Source organism: Streptomyces sp. NRRL S-340 (genome assembly GCF_000720185.1).
Lineage (GTDB): Bacteria > Actinomycetota > Actinomycetes > Streptomycetales > Streptomycetaceae > Streptomyces.
Window position 1 is genome coordinate 105572 of record NZ_JOIY01000023.1, and the last position, 16248, is coordinate 121819.

Annotated in this window: 19 protein-coding genes and 2 pseudogenes; 8 read left to right on the forward strand and 13 right to left on the reverse strand. The window is 70.8% G+C overall.

The features are described 5' to 3' along the window. Positions 1-39: 39 nt before the first annotated feature. The 4 genes from IG64_RS41630 to IG64_RS19425 form a co-directional block, all read right to left on the reverse strand. Positions 40-519, reverse strand: a complete 480-nt coding sequence (locus tag IG64_RS41630; protein ID WP_078884097.1) for a DUF6207 family protein — start codon at positions 517-519, stop codon at positions 40-42. A gap of 108 nt (positions 520-627) precedes the next feature. After that, positions 628-1038, reverse strand: coding sequence for an arsenate reductase ArsC (locus tag IG64_RS19415; protein ID WP_037857893.1), 411 nt, complete (start codon positions 1036-1038; stop codon positions 628-630). Then, positions 1031-2143 (reverse strand): ACR3 family arsenite efflux transporter, encoded by a 1113-nt coding sequence (gene arsB, locus IG64_RS19420; protein ID WP_037857894.1) that lies wholly within the window; start codon positions 2141-2143, stop codon positions 1031-1033. Before arsB ends, IG64_RS19415 begins: the two co-directional genes overlap by 8 nt. Continuing rightward, complete coding sequence (locus tag IG64_RS19425) at positions 2140-2523, reverse strand: ArsR/SmtB family transcription factor (protein ID WP_037857896.1); 384 nt, start codon at positions 2521-2523, stop codon at positions 2140-2142. The genes arsB and IG64_RS19425 overlap by 4 nt, the downstream gene beginning before the upstream one ends. Positions 2524-2628: 105 nt before the next feature. Between IG64_RS19425 and arsM the strand changes: the two genes are divergently transcribed. Further along, positions 2629-3447, forward strand: a complete 819-nt coding sequence (gene arsM, locus IG64_RS19430; RefSeq protein WP_037857964.1) for an arsenite methyltransferase — start codon at positions 2629-2631, stop codon at positions 3445-3447. A gap of 63 nt (positions 3448-3510) precedes the next feature. On the opposite strand, the pseudogene IG64_RS42265 reads toward arsM, so the two are convergent. Continuing rightward, positions 3511-3637 (reverse strand): annotated as a pseudogene (locus IG64_RS42265) (translation initiation factor IF-2); the annotation flags it as partial. A gap of 233 nt (positions 3638-3870) precedes the next feature. Between IG64_RS42265 and IG64_RS19435 the strand changes: the two are divergent. From IG64_RS19435 to IG64_RS19450, 4 genes are read left to right on the forward strand one after another with little or no spacing between them, the layout of a single operon-like run. Further along, positions 3871-4167, forward strand: coding sequence for an antibiotic biosynthesis monooxygenase family protein (locus IG64_RS19435; RefSeq protein ID WP_037857899.1), 297 nt, complete (start codon positions 3871-3873; stop codon positions 4165-4167). Between the two features lie 16 nt (positions 4168-4183). Further along, entirely contained in the window at positions 4184-5305 is a 1122-nt protein-coding gene (locus tag IG64_RS19440; RefSeq protein ID WP_037857902.1) for an ABC transporter permease, read from the forward strand. Continuing rightward, positions 5302-6018 carry an ABC transporter ATP-binding protein gene (locus IG64_RS19445; RefSeq protein ID WP_051813108.1) on the forward strand — a complete coding sequence of 239 codons (717 nt, stop codon included), beginning with the start codon at positions 5302-5304 and terminating at the stop codon, positions 6016-6018. The genes IG64_RS19440 and IG64_RS19445 overlap by 4 nt, the downstream gene beginning before the upstream one ends. 26 nt (positions 6019-6044) lie before the next feature. Continuing rightward, on the forward strand, positions 6045-6620 hold the full coding sequence (locus IG64_RS19450; RefSeq protein ID WP_037857904.1) for a TetR/AcrR family transcriptional regulator: 576 nt from the start codon (positions 6045-6047) through the stop codon (positions 6618-6620). Between the two features lie 299 nt (positions 6621-6919). On the opposite strand, the gene IG64_RS19455 is transcribed toward IG64_RS19450, so the two are convergent. After that, positions 6920-7825, reverse strand: a complete 906-nt coding sequence (locus IG64_RS19455) for an endonuclease/exonuclease/phosphatase family protein (protein WP_037857906.1) — start codon at positions 7823-7825, stop codon at positions 6920-6922. A 209-nt stretch (positions 7826-8034) separates the two neighbouring features. Continuing rightward, on the reverse strand, positions 8035-8238 hold the full coding sequence (locus IG64_RS41635) for a hypothetical protein (protein ID WP_037857908.1): 204 nt from the start codon (positions 8236-8238) through the stop codon (positions 8035-8037). Positions 8239-8506: 268 nt separating this feature from the next. Here IG64_RS41635 and IG64_RS19465 point away from each other — a divergent pair, with 268 nt between their 5' ends. Continuing rightward, positions 8507-8773 (forward strand): GlsB/YeaQ/YmgE family stress response membrane protein, encoded by a 267-nt coding sequence (locus tag IG64_RS19465; protein ID WP_037857910.1) that lies wholly within the window; start codon positions 8507-8509, stop codon positions 8771-8773. A gap of 189 nt (positions 8774-8962) precedes the next feature. On the opposite strand, the gene IG64_RS19470 is transcribed toward IG64_RS19465, so the two are convergent. After that, positions 8963-9184, reverse strand: coding sequence for a hypothetical protein (locus tag IG64_RS19470; protein ID WP_037857912.1), 222 nt, complete (start codon positions 9182-9184; stop codon positions 8963-8965). A 540-nt stretch (positions 9185-9724) separates the two neighbouring features. Beyond that, on the reverse strand, positions 9725-10309 hold the full coding sequence (locus IG64_RS19475; RefSeq protein WP_037857915.1) for a CGNR zinc finger domain-containing protein: 585 nt from the start codon (positions 10307-10309) through the stop codon (positions 9725-9727). A gap of 165 nt (positions 10310-10474) precedes the next feature. On the opposite strand from IG64_RS19475, the gene IG64_RS19480 reads away from it, so the two are divergent. Then, complete coding sequence (locus IG64_RS19480; RefSeq protein ID WP_234438556.1) at positions 10475-11806, forward strand: MFS transporter; 1332 nt, start codon at positions 10475-10477, stop codon at positions 11804-11806. 52 nt (positions 11807-11858) lie between these two features. Further along, entirely contained in the window at positions 11859-12980 is a 1122-nt protein-coding gene (locus tag IG64_RS19485) for an epoxide hydrolase family protein (protein WP_037857919.1), read from the forward strand. A gap of 983 nt (positions 12981-13963) precedes the next feature. Here the strand turns inward: IG64_RS19485 and IG64_RS19490 are convergent. The 4 genes and pseudogenes from IG64_RS19490 to IG64_RS39020 all read right to left on the reverse strand — a co-directional run. Further along, positions 13964-14647: an alpha/beta fold hydrolase gene (locus tag IG64_RS19490; RefSeq protein WP_051813110.1), complete on the reverse strand. Its 684-nt coding sequence runs from the start codon at positions 14645-14647 to the stop codon at positions 13964-13966. Then, positions 14647-15003, reverse strand: coding sequence for a hypothetical protein (locus tag IG64_RS19495; protein WP_037857920.1), 357 nt, complete (start codon positions 15001-15003; stop codon positions 14647-14649). Before IG64_RS19495 ends, IG64_RS19490 begins: the two co-directional genes overlap by 1 nt. Further along, positions 14993-15853 carry a Rid family hydrolase gene (locus tag IG64_RS42270; RefSeq protein ID WP_234438557.1) on the reverse strand — a complete coding sequence of 287 codons (861 nt, stop codon included), beginning with the start codon at positions 15851-15853 and terminating at the stop codon, positions 14993-14995. Before IG64_RS42270 ends, IG64_RS19495 begins: the two co-directional genes overlap by 11 nt. Positions 15854-16026: 173 nt before the next feature. Further along, positions 16027-16248, reverse strand: a pseudogene (locus tag IG64_RS39020) (FAD-dependent monooxygenase); the annotation flags it as partial.

Genomic DNA, 16248 nt, shown 5'->3' on the forward strand with positions numbered 1-16248 from the left:
CACAGCTTGGCCAGGAACCGACCGACGCTCTCATGAACACTACAATCCGCTGTCGCCGTGCCCGTGCCCGGCGCGGCCGTGGCTCACGCCGGGCGGCACTATCGCCTGCCCGGCGCTCACACAGGTCTCACCGCCGGCGCCGACCGAAATCCCCCGGCGGGTGCGCCCGTTGACGGCGCCGGCCGGTGCCCGCGGCACGTGGGAGCGGCGGACAGTGGCGGCGGTCGAGGAAACGCGCCCGGGTCCGGGTGCGGTCTCCTGCAACAGGGGAGCGCCGGCCCCCGGGCAGGTGGTCGGGCGCTGCTGCCCGGGGGTCAGGGCTGTTGGCGCATGTCGACGTGGAAGGCGCAGCCGTACGCCGGGTTGTCCGGGGTCGCGGGTGGTGCGTTCGACCAGGGGGATGGCCCACATCGATGCGAGCGCGGTCTGGAAGGCGAAGGCTGCCCGGTCGTCGGCGGCCGCCACGTCCACGACGACGAGACCGGGTTCTGACACGGGTACTTCGTCGATCACGTCCACCCGTCACACGACGTGCTCGTGGCGGCGGGAGTTCTGTCGGTCTTCGACACTACGGGGACCGCGCGGTCCGGCCGGGCGAGCTGCCGGGCGCAGGGCGGCCGGTGCGGGTCAGTCAGCGAGGAGTTCGGTGAGCAGGGCGCGGACGCGGGACTCGATCTCGTCGCGGATCGGGCGCACCGCGTCGACGCCTTGTCCGGCCGGGTCCTCCAGCTTCCAGTCGAGGTACCGCTTGCCGGGGAGGACCGGGCAGGTGTCGCCACAGCCCATGGTGATCACCACGTCGGACGCCTGGACGGCCTCGGCGGTCAGGATCTTCGGCGTCTGGCCGGACATGTCGATCCCCATCTCGCGCATGGCCTCGACGGCGGCCGGGTTCACCGAGCCGGCCGGGGCTGACCCGGCGGAGCGGATCTCGACGCGGTTGCCCGCGAGGTGGGTGAGCCAGGCGGCGGCCATCTGGGAGCGGCCGGCGTTGTGGACGCACACGAACAGCACCGACGGCTTCGGGGTGTCAGACACGGGCGGACCCTTCCTGCGCGGCCACCGGTTCGGGTGCCGTGTTCGGCTGGGGGAAGTACCGGCGGGCAGCGAGGGCGACGTAGACGAGGCCGATGAGTACGGGGACTTCGATGAGGGGGCCGACGACGCCAGCGAGAGCCTGGCCGGAGGTGGCGCCGAAGGTGGCGATGGCGACCGCGATGGCCAGCTCGAAGTTGTTGCCCGCCGCGGTGAACGCGAGCGTGGTCGCCTTCGGGTACTCCAGGCCGGCCGCACGGCCCACCGCCATCGACCCGGCCCACATCAGCGCGAAGTACACGAGCAGCGGCAGCGCGATCCGCGCGACGTCGAGGGGCTGGGAGGTGATGGCGTCGCCCTGGAGGGCGAAGAGCACCACGATGGTGAACAGCAGCCCGTACAGGGCGAACGGCCCGATCCTGGGGATCAGCTTCGTCTCGTACCAGGTACGGCCCTTGGCCCTCTCACCCAGGCGCCGAGTGAGGAGCCCGGCCAGCAGCGGGACGCCGAGGAAGACCAGAACGGAACGGGCGATCTCCCACACGGAGACGTCGAGCACGGTCTGCTCCAGACCGAGCCGGCCAGGCAGGACAGAGAGGTAGAACCAGCCCAGCAGGCCGAACGCGACCACCTGGAAAGCGGAGTTGAGGGCGACGAGGACAGCGGCAGCCTCGCGGTCGCCGCAGGCCAGGTCGTTCCAGATGATGACCATGGCGATGCAACGGGCGAGCCCGACGATGATCAGGCCGGTGCGGTACTCGGGCAGATCCGGCAGGAAGACCCAGGCAAGCGCGAACATCAGCGCCGGGCCGACCACCCAGTTCAGCACCAACGACGGGACCAGCAGACGGCGGTCGCGCGTGACGGTGTCCAGGCGGTCGTAGCGGACCTTCGCCAGAACCGGGTACATCATCACCAGCAGCCCGAGCGCGATCGGCAGCGACACCCCGGTGACCGTCACCTTCGCCAGCGCATCGCCCAGGCCCGGCACGAGACGGCCCAAGCCCAGCCCGGCAGCCATCGCGGCCAGGATCCACACCGCGAGGAACCGGTCCAGGAACGACAGCCGGCCCGCGACCGTCCCGGACTCCACCACGTCCGCGCTCACGAGCTCTCCTCGTCGCGCGCGGCCGAGGGGCGGGTCAGGACGGCGGCCAGCTGGTCGGTCATCGCAGGCAGCAGCCGGTAGTACACCCACGTCCCGCGCCGCTCGGAAGCGATCAACCCGGCCTGCTTCAGCAATTTCAGATGGTGAGAGATCGTCGGCTGCGACAGGTCGAACGCGGGCGTGAGGTCACAGACGCAGATCTCCCCGCCGGCCCGGGAAGCGATCATCGACAGCAACCGCAGCCGCACCGGATCCCCGAGCGCCTTGAACACCTTCGCCAGCCCGACGGCCCGGTCCTCGTCCATGGGCGCGGTCAGCAAGGTCGGACAGCATCCGCCGGTGCCGTCCTGTCCGAGGACCACAAGTTCTTGTTTCGACATGCTTCTATGTTGACGATTTTCGATCCAGGGCGCAACGTTGCATCGAGAAGCATCGATACAAGCCGTTCAGGTCCGCCAGGCCCCGACATGTGGAGAGTGAAGTTCATGAGCGAGAGCAACGACCTGCGCGAAACCGTCCGCCGGCGGTACGCCGCCGCGGCCGCCCAGGTCACCGAAGGCGGCACCGCCTGCTGCGGCCCGGCCGCGATCGAGGCCGACGACAACTTCGGCGGAGCCCTCTACGCCGCCACCGAACGCGACGAACTCCCCGCCGAGGCCGTCGCCGCCTCCCTCGGCTGCGGCAACCCCACCGCGGTGGCCGAACTGAACGAGGGCGAGCGCGTCCTGGACCTCGGATCCGGAGGCGGCATCGACGTCCTGCTCTCCGCCCGCCGCGTCGGCCCCACCGGCAAGGCGTACGGGCTGGACATGACCGAGGAGATGCTCGCCCTCGCGCTGGCCAACCAGAAGAAGGCCGGTGCCACCAACGTCGAGTTCCTCAAGGGCGCCATCGAAGCCATCCCCCTGCCCGCGAACACGATCGACGTGATCATCTCCAACTGCGTGGTCAACCTGTCCACCGACAAGCCCGCCGTGTTCGCCGAGTCCTACCGCGTCCTCGTCCCCGGCGGCCGGATCGGAATCTCCGACGTCGTCGCCGACGACACCCTCACCGCCGGCCAGCGGGCCGAACGCGGCGACTACGTCGGCTGCATCGCCGGCGCCCTGTCCTTCGCCGAGTACCGCGCCGGCCTGGAAGCCGCCGGTTTCACCGGCATCGAGATCACCCCCACCCACGCCGTCGCCGACGGCATGCACTCCGCCGTCATCCGCGCGACCAAGCCCGCGGGCCCGCACCCCGAGCCGACCACCGACTCCACAGCAGCCAAGGCCGCGCCCGCGAGCGACTGCTGCGGGAGGTGATCCGCACCGCACCCACCCCCGGAGCCTGTACGCCCGCCCCGTCCAGCAGGCGGTGGGGTGCTCCGGGCGGGCGGCCGCAAGACAGCGCAGCCGCGTGGCGAAACGCGGATTGGCGTCGACGATGTCCAGGCGGCTTCCGCGAGGCAGTCGGGGCAGCAGGGTGCGCGTGACCGCCGGTGCCGGCCCCGCTTCATGCCGGAGCCTGCTCGGTCACCGACGCCTCTGGCGGAATGGACCGGTCTACCCGATGGCGCGCCGTCTCGGCCAAACGTGCCTGTTCAGGGGCAACCACGAGAGGGGAAGCCGAAGCAGTCACCCATCTGAAGATGCTGACACTCACGTCAGAATCATGGCGTACGATGCTGACACAAGCGTCGGCAAGTAGTGTCGGCTCTGCCTTCATGCCGTGGAGTGATGTCAGAAATGTTCACTGTGACGAACCGGATTCCCGTTCCCGCGGCGGCTGCCGAGAGCTTCGAGGAGCAGTTCGGGGCGAGTATGGGCGCGCACCTGGCTGACGTGGAGGGCCTGCTCGGCGCTCGTCTGCTACGCCCGCAGGGCGAGGGCGGCGTGTACGTGGCGGTGATGGACTTCGTTTCCGAGGACGCGTTCACCGCCTGGATGAAGTCGGCGCCCTTCCGCGCGGCGCACCAGTCCTCCTCGCCGGGCATGGCCGGCGAAGTGGAGTCCTTTGAGACCGTCGTCGCCGTCGGCGCCTGAGCGGACGGGTACGCACGTGTTCCTCGCCCTGCGCGACCTGCGGTTCGCCCGCGGTCGCTTCGCTCTCATCGGTGCCGTGGTCGCGATGATCGCCGTCCTCGGTGTCATCCTGTCCGGCCTCGCATCCGGGCTGGCCGACTCCGGCATCTCCGCCCTGCGCGCCCTGCCTGCGACGCACCTGGCCTTCGACAAGTCCGCCTCCGGCGAGCTGTTCTCCCGCTCCACCGTCGCCCAGGACACGTGGCAGAAGTGGGCCACGCAGCCGGGGGTGCGCAAGGCCGAGCCGCTCGGCGAGCAGCTGGTCCACGCCCAGCTGCCCGGCTCCGGGGGCAGACAGCTGGACCTGGCGGTCTTCGGGGTGCAGCCCAGGGGCTTCCTCGCCCCGTCGCCGACCTCGGGCAAGGCGCTGTCCCAGGCGGGCGCCGACGGCGTCCTGATCAGCCAGGACATCGTCAAGGAGGGCGTCCATGTCGGCGACCGGCTCACCATCGGCCAGGCCGGCACCCCGGTGACCGTCGTCGGCACCATCGGCCATGCCTCCTTCGGCCACGTCGGCGCTGTCTACGCCCCCCTGCCGCTGTGGCAGAAGCTGCACTACGGCCTGCCCGGCAAGCTCCCGGCCGCAGCGAGCGGACGGGCCACCGCCGTGGCCCTGCAGCTGTCCTCCTCGGCCGACACCTCCGCGATCGACAAGCGGCTGGGCACCCGGACCGTCGACCGGGCCGGCGCGTTCGCCGCCTCACCCGGGTACACCGCGGAGTCCAGCACCATGACGCTGATCCGCGGATTCCTCTACGCCATCTCCGCCCTGGTCGTCGGCGCGTTCTTCACGGTGTGGACCATCCAGCGCCGCCAGGAGATCGCCCTGCTGAAAGCCATGGGAGCGAGCACCGGATACATCCTGCGTGACGCCCTGACCCAGGTCGCCGTCGTCCTGCTCGCCGCCACCGCCGCCGGCACCGCCGCCGGCCTGGCCCTTGGCAGGGCCATGAACGGCTCCGCACCGTTCTCCCTGCAGACGAGCCAGATCACCCTGGCAGCTGTGCTGCTGATCGTTCTCGGCCTGGCCGGCGCCGTCGTCGCGGTCCGCCGCATCACCAAGGTGCAGGCCCTCACCGCGCTGGGAGCAAGCCGATGACCCACCCCACCCCCACCCCCGCACCCTTGGCCGGCAAGGCCGCGCCTCCCGCCCTGCGCCTGACCGGCGTCACACTCCGTCTGGGAACCGACGAGCAGCAGGTCACCGCCCTGGACCAGGTCACCCTGGCCGTGGCCCCGGGCGAGTTCCTCGCGGTGACCGGCCCCTCCGGATCGGGCAAGTCCAGCCTGCTGGCCGTCGCGGGCGGCCTGCAGACCCCCACCGAAGGCACCATCCACGTCGCCGGCGCCGACCTCACCACCCTGACCGAAGGGCAACGCACCGCCCACCGCCGCCGGCACATCGGCTACGTCTTCCAGAACACCAACCTGCTCGCCTCCCTCACCGCCCTCGAACAGCTGCTGCTGCCCGCGCATCTCGCCGGACGGCTCGACGCGGCCGCACGCCACCGCGCCGGCGAACTCCTCGAAGCCGTCGGCATGAGCCACCGCGCCGACCGGCGCCCCCACCAGCTGTCGGGCGGAGAACGCCAGCGTGTCGGACTGGCTCGCGCGCTCGTCCTGTCCCCTGAGGTCCTCCTGGTCGACGAGCCCACCTCCGCACTCGACCGGGCCCGCGCACGCGACGTGGCGGACCTCTTGGCCGAACAGACCCGGGTGAACAACACGGCCACCGTCATGGTCACCCACGACACGGAGATACTGGACGCGACCGACCGCGTCCTGGCCCTCAGGGACGGCCGCCTCACCTGACCACAGTCGAAAGGCCCGACCGCACTATGCCCAAGATCAGCGCCCCCACGGTTCCTGAGCACCGCGCCCGGCAGCGGGCGGCGCTGATCCGGGCGGCCGTCGACATCCTGGCCGAACAGGGCACCACCGCGGTCACCCCGGCGGCGGTCACCGCACGCGCGGGACTCTCCCGCCCCAGCTTCTACCAGTACTTCCCCTCCAGCGCCGCCCTCCTCGCGGCCGTCGTGGAAGACGCCTTCACCACCGCGGACACCGCCATGGCCCACGCCCTGGACACGGCGAGCGATCCCCGAGCACGCATCGACGCATTCGTGCGCGCCGAACTCCAGCTCGCCGCCCAGGGGCTTCACCGTCCCGCCGCCGCCCTCATGCGCGCCGACCTGCCCGCCGAGTGCCGCGACCGCGTCCACGAACTCCACCACCTCCACTACACCCCACTGATCACCGCCATTGCCGACCTCAGCCCCGCGGACCCCCACCTGACCGCACAACTGATCGGCGGCCTCCTCCAAGCCGCCATGACCGCCGTCGACCAAGGCACCGAACCCGACCACGTCGCCACCCGCACCCTGGCCCTCATCCACCAGGGCCTGGGAAATTGAGTCCCGGGCGTAGCCACTCAGCAACACGGTGCCGCACCGACGCTGATCATCGGCTACGCCGAACGGACAATGATCGTTCTCAGCGCCAACGGCTGTACCGATGTTCCCCGAGGCCGTAGTGGCCCGTGAGTGCAGGGAAACCGAAGTCTGTTCAGCGTGAACTCGCGGGGCCACGCGCCGCAGGGGCTGAGCGCTGTTGCCGGCCGGACGGGCCAAGTAGGCCGCTCAGGCACACGCATCTTGAGCCGCAGCACGGTAGGTATCGCATAGGCAGGCTTGTTGTCAGCGAGGCCACTCCTTCATCGAAGCGTGATCTGGGCGGCGATCGGCAGATGGTCGCTGCCGGTGGCGGGCAGGGTGCGGAGGTGGGCGACGGTTGCTGAGCGGGCCATGACCTGGTCGATCCGGGCCAGCGGGAAGGCGGCGGGGAAGCTGAAGGCGAAACCCCGCTCCGCCACGTTCATCCGTGAGGTCAACGGGGCCAACCCGCGGTCGTCGACCGTACCGTTGAGGTCGCCCAGCAAGACCACCGTTTTCAGCTGCTCGGCAGCGACGGCCTTGCCCAGCAGGCCGGCACTCTCGTCGCGCCAGGAGGACGCGAGGCCGCTCGCCCGGATGCGGACCGAGGGCAGGTGCGCGACGTACGCCGCGATCTCGCCGTGCGGCGTGTGGACCACGGTCCGCAGTCCGCGACTCCAGGGCCCCGCCATTCCCCGCGGTTTGATGTCCAGTAGCCGGGCATCGGTGAGCGGATGCTTCGACCACAGTCCGACGGTGCCCCGGACCGCGTGGTACGGGTAGTCCGGGGCGAGAGTCTTCTCGTAGACCGGCAGCGCCGGGGGCACCAGCTCCTGCAGCGCGATGAGATCGGGCCCGGCGTCGGCCAGGGCGCGGGCCGTGCCCGCCGGGTCGGTGTTCTCGTCGCTGACGTTGTGCTGCACCACGACCAGGTCGTGCGGGCCAGACTTCGCCCCGGGCAGGAACAGCCCGCCGAAGAGGTACGTCCAGGCCGCCACCGGCAGGAGCAGAGCCACCAGGGCGGTGGCTGAACGGCGCAGCAGGGCCAGACCGAGCAGTACCGGGACCACCAGGCCGAGCCACGGCAGGAACGCTTCCAGCAAACTGCCCAGGCGGCCGACGGAGTTGGGCACCGTCCGGTGGAACGCCAGCAGCCCGGCCGTCAGCACCGCGAACGCGGCGGGCACCCGCCCCCGCGTCCAGACCCACCGGCGCCTTGCAATCCCCTTTCCGCCCTCGCCCGGAACCCACTGCCCGGCCCGGCGCCGCGCCCACCGGGGCACTGCCGCCTTTCCCGCCGACGCCACACCGCTGTCTGCCCGCTCCATCTGGCTTCCCATCCGCTCGGCTCGTCATCCAAGACGAATCGCCAGGCGAATCAGTTTCCGCTTCCTCGTCAGCGCGTGCCGCGTCGTCCCCCGCGCGGAGAGGAGGAGAAGCCGCCCTCATCACGGCCCGCGCCGACGAGCTCCAAGCGCTGCGCCAGCTCGGCACGCTGGAGCAGACCGAGCCCCGCACCGGTGACGAAGCCGTCCGCGACGAACTCACCCGGCGAACCGGCGGCTACGTCCAGACCGACGTCGACGCCTGGCTCGCCCACGCTCTGGCCGCGTACCTCGGGCACTACCGCCCCCGCCGCGCGCGAAGCCGCCGCTGGTCTGCAGTCACCGAATCCGCCTTCGACCGGATCGGCCGGCGGGCCGGGTGCCGGGTGGGCCAGTCGGAGGGAACGGCCCGTGGTCCCGTGTGAAGTGATCCCGAACGGATATCCGTATGTCGCCGGTCGTCCGCGCGGGGCAACCGGCGGACATTCCCGACGGGACCCCCGTCGGGCCCCCACAGCACACCTACTGCAAAGGACGCACACCGTGGGCATCATCGCCTGGATTCTCATCGGCCTCATCGCGGGCGCCATCGCCAAGGCACTCATGCCCGGCAAGGACCCGGGCGGCTGCCTCGTCACCATGCTCATCGGCATCGTCGGCGGTCTGCTCGGCGGCTGGCTCGGCAAGGTGATCTTCCACGTGCACTCCATCAACGGCTTCTTCCACCTCTCGACGTGGATCGCTGCGATCGTCGGCTCGGTGATCGTGCTCCTGCTGTACCGCCTCTTCACCGGGCAGCGTTCGCGCTGACCGCGACCGGCGCTCCGCGTCCGTCCGTAGCCGGACTCCTCATCTCCCCGAGGCCGTCGACTCCTGAGCCGAGCGCACTACGGGTGAGTACTGCGTTCCTGCGCTGCGGCGGTCCAGCCCGCTCTCACGAACTGCGTTCGGTCCACCTTCGATGGCCATCGGTCCAGGTTCAGTGTCACGGGACACGGGTCACGGACGGAGGCGTCGTGGTGGCTGGGAGACGGGCATGTCCACCGGGCGCAGCCAGCGCAGCGGCATGGTGAGGGTGCTGATCCGGGGCAGTTCGACGGGCTCGCCCTCGGCGTCCAGGAGCATCCCGGAGACCTGGCAGCCGCCCGCGAAGGCCCATGCCGTTGCGTAGGGGCTGCGGCCGTGCAGGCATCCGCTGCCCGCACGGCCCACGGTGCGCATGTCATCGCGGCCCCGGAGCTTGGGCCACCCGGATTCCGTGTCATGTCCTGCTGTGTTGCATGGGTGCCCAGGGCCTGCTTCCGGCACCAGCCCCCATGGCTCGGCTCAACCTTGCTTGAGATCCGCCGTTGCCTGGACGTCGAGGTCGAGAATTGCCCGTCGAATCGCGCGAGGTCTTGGACCGAAACGTCGGGCCCGATGTATTGCTCCTCGCTGTCGTCGCTTTCGAAGGGCAGGAGACCTTGGGGAGCGTAGTCGGTGTGGAGCAGATCGACGTAGGCACCGCAGTCGATCACTAAGACGTCAGCCGGTCCGGCTCGGGATACGCGTGGAGAGCACGCGCCTTGTCGGACTGGTACCAGACTCGCGCTGCGTCCCGGACGATCGGAACGGAGATCTTGCGGTCTCGGGCCTGCATTGCGGCTTTCGCGGCGACGTCGATGGCATCGCGAGGAACGCCCTCGCAGGCCCGAACGAGTTCGTCGAAGGCGGACTCGGACGAAACCCCGGCGACGGCCTGGCAGGGTCAGGCGCCGGCGCTCAACGCGGGCTGCGCCGGCTCCGGTAGGCCGCGACGCTGGCCCGGTGTGCGCAGGTTCGGGTGCAGTACTGCTTCGAGCCGTTGCGCGAGAGGTCCACGAAAGTGGCCCGGCAGGTCGGCCCGGCGCACACGCCGAGACGAGCGGGACCGAGCGTGGCGATCACGGAGGCCAGTGCGCTGAGCATGGTCACGGCAAGGTGCGCCGAGCGGCGGTCGGTGTCGGAGGTCACCTCGGTCCGCCAGCGGCCGTCCTCGTGGCGCAGTACCGGGGTGGCGCGGCTGCGACGCAGACCGTCGTTGATCAGAGCCGCAGCTTCGACCGGGTCCGCGTTCGCCCGTTCGAGCACCTCACGCACTGTCTCGCGCAACGCACGGACTTCCGCCAGGTCGGCGCGGGTGAGATGCCGCGGTCCGGTCCCTTGGTTCGCGGCCGAAACCGGAGGCTCGGCCGCGGGATGGTCGTCAAGGAAGTCCCGGAGCTGCTCCACGGTTTCGAGCGCGTCCTCTCCCTTGATCGGTCTCAAGGTGTTGGCCAGGTCGACGGCCGCCTGGACCACCAATGGGCTGTAATACGCATCCTGCATTTGACGTATCTCCTCACTGCTCCGTAATGTTACACGCAAAGGAGCTTTCGTATGTCACAACATACCTGGCAGGGGACGACGCCGCGGACGATCCCGTCTGGAGGGGCTCCGTCGCCGGAGCGAACCGACGCCCCGGACGGGCGTCGGCTGGGACTGACTCTGGGAATGCTGGTGCTGCCGATGTACGTGGCACTGGGAGCGCCGTCGGTGGCCCTGCCGGCCATCGGCCGCGCACTCGCGGTGCCGTTCGGGGCCACCGCATGGATTCTCGCCGCGTGGTCGCTGACCTCCGCGCTCGCGATGCCGGTCGCAGGTCGGCTGCTGGTCCGCTGGAACCCCTTCCAGGTCCTCGTCGCCGGGGTCGTGGCGCTCGCCGGGGGCTCCGTGCTCGCCGGATCCGGGCCGACACTGTCCGTCGTGATCGTCGGCCGGCTGATCGGCGGCGCCGGGGCGGGCGCGACCGTGATCGCCGTCTTTGCCGCGGCCACCGCCCTTCCCGGGCGGCAACGGATCCGCGCCCTGGGAATCATCGCGGCCGCCAGCGCGACGGCGTCGGGGTGCGGGACACTGTTGGGTGGGGCGGTGACCGCATGGCTCGGGTGGCGTGCCGTGCTCGCGGTCCCGGTGCTCGCGCTGCCCCTCCTGCTGGCCGCATTGCCGAGCAGGCGCGCGCTGGCGCGGAGCGGGAGCGGCGAGCGAAACGGCGCGACCGGGCGACTCGATATCGTCGGCGCGGCCGTGCTGTCGGTACTCGCCGGCTCCTTGATCACGTTGCTGCAGGCGCACTCGGTCGGCCTGCCCGCTCCGGTCACGCTCGTCGTGGCTGCCGCCGGGGCGCTCGCCGCCGTGGGACTGTGGTGGCGCGTGCGCAGCACGCCCGACGGGTTCGTGCCTCGGCGGGTGATCGCATCCCGAGGCTTCCTGGCGGCCGGGCTCATCGGCGGGACCGTCTTCGCCGGCTACTACGGGGTGCTGTTCCGCGCCCCCTCCCTGATCGAGCAGGCCACGGGCGGTGGCCCCCTGGAAGCCGGCGTGCTCCTGGTCCCGGCCGCCGCCTGCGCGGTGCTGGCCGGGCGGCTGGTCGGCACCATGACCGACCGGTTCACCGGCTGGCAGGTGTCCGCCGGGCTTGCGGCACTCACCGTCATCGGCGTGCTCGTGGTCGCGATCTCCACCGGGCCGACCCCGATCGTCATCGGCACGGCCTTGACCGTGTGCGGGTTCGCCGGCACCCAAGCCGTACTGGTGAGCCTCGCGCCGGACCTGGTCGCCGCGGACGACCGCCACACCGCACAGGGCCTGCTCAACTTCATGAACGCCCTGGGTGGCGGGATCGGTCCAGCCGCTGTCGCGGGTCTGTCCGGCATCGTGCCGGCGCCGGTGGCCCTCGCCGTGCTCGCGGCACTTCCCCTGACCGGACTCGTCCTCAGCCTGACCCGGCGCCCTACCGCCGACCGCCGCCCCGAACCCGACGCCACGCGTGGGAGCCCGCGATGACGGTTCACCTGCATCTGATCCCATAACGCCTTGACCAGTAAGGAGCCTTGCCATGTCCGCCGAGCCGTTCGAGGTCAGCATCACCGAAGCCGAGATCGTGGACCTGCGTGAACGATTGCGACGGACACGGTGGCCCGAGCGTGAGCCGGTGGACGACTGGTCACAGGGTTTGCCGCTGTCGTACGCGCAGGAGCTCTGCCGCAGCTGGGCCGAGGACTACGACTTCGGGTTCGCCGAGCGGCTGAACGTGTTCCCGCAGTACCGCGACACGATCGACGGGCTGGGCATCCACTTCCTGCACGTCCGCTCGCCGGAGCCGGACGCGTTCCCGCTCGTGCTCACGCACGGGTGGCCGGGCTCGGTGCTCGAGTTCCTGGAAATCCTCGGCCCGCTGGCCGATCCGCGCGCGCACGGCGGTGAGCCGGCGGACGCGTTCCACGTGGTCGCGCCGTCGTTGCCCGGGTACGGCTGGAGCGACAAGCCGTCGACGACCGGGTGGGGCGTCACTCGCACCGCGCGCGCCTGGGACACGTTGATGGTCTCGCTGGGTTACGAACGGTACGGAGCGCAGGGCGGTGACTGGGGTTCGGCGGTGTCCGCGGTGCTGGGCGAGGTGGCGCCCGAGCGGGTCGCCGGCGTGCACCTGAACCTGGGATCCGTGGCGGCGGGCACGTTCGACGACCCGACACCGGCGGAGCTGGCGAACCTCGAGGCCGAGAAGGAGATGCAGCGCAGCGGCCGGGGGTACTCGGCGATCCAGGCGACCCGGCCGCAGACGCTCGGCTACGGCCTCACCGACTCCCCGGCGGGGCAGGCCGCCTGGATCGCCGAAAAGTTCTGGGCGTGGACGGACAACGACGGCCATCCCGAGGACGCGTTGTCGCGGCAGACGATCCTCGACGAGATCTCGGTCTACTGGTTCACCGCGTCGGCCACGTCGTCGGCGCGCCTGTACTGGGAGAGCTTCGCCAACTTCCGGGACAAGGTGACCGCGCCATCCGGGCTGTCGGTCTACCCGCGCGACATCACCCGCCCGTCGAGGCGTGAGGCCGAGCTGCGGTTCACCGACCTGCGCTGGTTCGAGGAGCTGCCGCATGGCGGCCACTTCGCCGCGCTGGAGCAGCCGGAGTCGCTGGTCAATCAGGTGCGCGGGTTCTTCCGCCTGTTCCGCTGACTGTCCGTGCCACCCTCTGGCAAGCCCGCGCCCAGGGGGTGGTCCTGTCAGTCCCACGGGTCACCGGCAATGCGACGGCCGCGCTCGGCAACCGGAGGCTGGTGATCATCGCCCTCGAACGAGGGGTCGGCCTTCGAATGGCGGAAGAGCACTACGGTGCGAGACATGTCGGTACTCATAGCGGCCCATCATGGCGTCAGGCGAGCGTCAACCAGGGCAACAGAGCGTCGATGTGCACGTACTCGGCTCTCTTCGCGGGCCGATAGAAGGTCAGGTCCTTCCCTGGGGTGATGTGAAGGAGAGTGGCGGCTCACGGCTTGGGCGTCGGCAAAAGGTGCGTGACCGAACTCCGGTGGTGCCATCCGCGGTCGGTCTCCGCACGCGCGATGCGTCATCGCGGCAAAGGACCCTCGCCCGAGATCCCCCGGCCCAAGAGTTGATCCACCGTCTCCGCCGGTGCCCGCACCGCGCGAGTAGCCCGACGGCAGTGGCCGGCAGCGGGACCCGTCGCGAGGTTCTCGACTCGGTGCCCGGGCAGCAGATGCGCGACCACGTCCACGCGCGTCCCCGGGTGATGCTGATGCCGAGCCTGTACGAGTCGCGGGGGCGGGTGGCGGGTGGAGGCATTCGCCTCCGGCATCCCCGTGATCGTCCGCCCAACCCCCGGTCTCGTCGAATCGCTGGGCCAGGCCGGCATCTTCGCCTACCGCGACGACCCGAACACCTGGATCGGCGCCCTCGCGTCCCTGAAGGACCCCGACAACCGGGTCCGCGCCTCCCACCGGGCCTTGGCCCGCTCCGAGGAACTGAGCGCCGCGCCCGACCTCGGCCTGTGGGCGCGACGCCGTCGAAGCCCTGGCGCCCACGCCCCGGCGGAGCCTGTCAACGAACGGTGCATCCCACGGTGGTCGGGTTGCCGGCAGGCTGCTGAACCAGGAGGAGGACGCGGGCGCCGATCGAGGGGCTTCGCATGGCGACAACTGTCAGAGTGTCCGGCCGAGCACCGCGCATACGCGTTCGTGGTCGGTGACGGGTGCCAGATGGGCGGCGCCTTCGACTGTCAGGAGCCGGGCCCCGCGCCGTTGCGCCGTATTCGCCGCGTCGGCGAAGAAGGGAGAACCTCCAAACCGTATGTAGGTCGCCGGTGGGTGAGGGGGGCCGGACGTGGGGTCCGGCAGTGGTTCCTCGTGGGTGGCCCGGCTCAGCGGCCGAGCCCGCGCGGTCACCCACTCCAGGTCGGCCGCCGCGAGACCCATGGCCTCGAATCCGAAGGGAGGAATCAGCCAGGCCTCCCGCTCCGGCCGCAGAGCGGCAGCGGCATCGCACGCGTCGCGCAGAACGGGCTGGAGGTCGAAGGCCGACTGGCCGGGCGAGGGGAAGTACGCGTCCAGGTAAACGAGTTGGCGGATGCGCTGCGGTCGTTCGTATCCGGCACCGGTGACGACCATGCCTCCGTAGCTGTGGCCGACGAGGACCACGTTGGTGAGAGCGTGCCTGTCGATCAGGGCGACGATCTCGGCGATGTGGGTGCGCAGTCCGACGCCAGGTTCGGCCGGGGCGAGTGAGGGGCACAGGACGGTGTGGCCGGACGCACGCAGCCGGGGGGCGACCCGCTCCCAGGCCCAGCCGCCGAGCCACGAACCGTGCACGAGAACGAAGGTGGCCATCACCCCTCCGGCTCGGCCCTGGCCGCCCAGGAGGAGCGGATGTCCCGCAGAATCCACTTCAGACGGTCGTCGGGGATCAGGAACCCGCCGACTCCGGACGAGAACAGCACGTCGTACACGCGCTGGGACACCTCGGTGAGCCGCTCCGCGAAGTTCTCGCCGTTCTCCGGTTCCGCGGGGAGCAGGATGACGATGGTGTCGTCCCGCTGTTCCACCGCCTCGACGGCGAAGTCCTCGCGCGGATGGTGGCCCGACTCCTCGCACAGTACTGCTTTCGGGTCGGCGACGAGCCTCTCCCGGTAGGCGCTGTCGTTGACGAGCCGCAGTGTGTGGAGGGTGCCGGCGTCATGCTTCATGGCTGCTCCGCGTCGTGATGGTGCCGGTCCGGGCCTCGTGGAAGCCCCGGCGCATGGCCAGCAGTTCGGTCTTGAGCCGTTCGGGCAGCAGCCAGACGAAGTGGTCCGCGCTGCGCCACAGGTCCATGAGGTTCACGGGCTCGCGGCGGTCCGGCTCGTCCGGCCGTTTCGCGGGCGGGAGGACGTAGTACAACGTGTCGCGTTTCTGCAGCCTGACCTGCACCTTGACTCCCGGGGGCACGTGCACGCCCATCGACGCCAGGGCCTTGAGGGGCTCGCGTTCCAGTCGTGCGGCGAAGGCCGGGTCCTCCCAGGCACGGCGGGTGAGGGCCGTTTCGAGATCTTGGTCTTCGCCCGTGGGGGATGTCGCGCGGACCCTCCGGGGCTCGGGTGTGCTGGCAGGTTCGCCCGCTGCGGTGTCGTCGGCCGGTACGGCCGGCTGATGGCTCCCTCGTCCGGGGAGCGCGGCGACCACCCGGACCTCGAGCAGGAATTCCGGTGCGAAGAGTGCGGGCACGCCCACCAGCGTGCTCGCCGGGGCTTCCGCGACACCGGCCCGAAGCGGCCCGAAGATCGCGGGCAGCAGCCTCGGGGTGTAGTCGACGACGTAGACGGTCTCTTCGATGATGTCGTTGCGGGTGGCGCCGACCGCGGCGAGCGCGGCATCGAGGTTACGGGCGATCTGTGCCGCCTGTGCCTCGTGGTCGCCGAGACCCACGGGCCGTCCCCGCACATCCCAGGCGACCTGCCCGGAGAGATGCACGAGCCGGGTCCCGTCGACGGTGACGACCTGGCTGATCTGGTCGGTGGGGTTGTGCACGGACGGTGGACTGACGCGGTTCACAGACACGTCCGGCTCCTCGAGGAGGACGTACCCGCCCAGGCGGCCAGCGCCTGGACCCGCTCGTCGTCGCGCGCGGCGCCGTCGCTGGTACGGGTGGCCCCCGCGGCGTGGCCGTCGGGGCGTACGGGAACCTCGGTCACCCCGTCGAGGTCCGCGTGCTCGTCGTACGTGTCGACGGTGACGGTGTAGCCGTGCCGGGTGTCGAGGGTGCCGAAGTCCAGTCGGGTGCGCAGTCCTGCGAAGTGCCAGCCCGGCACGGTCCGGCCGAGCGGGAGGAACCGGTCGAGGAGCCCCCGCTGGTCCATCAGTTCCACGCTGCGCGGGTGCAGGCTCAGTGCCCGCGAGTCGCGCTGGGGTTCGGTGCGGCGTTCCAGGATCCGGGTCCGTACCCCCGCCAGTGC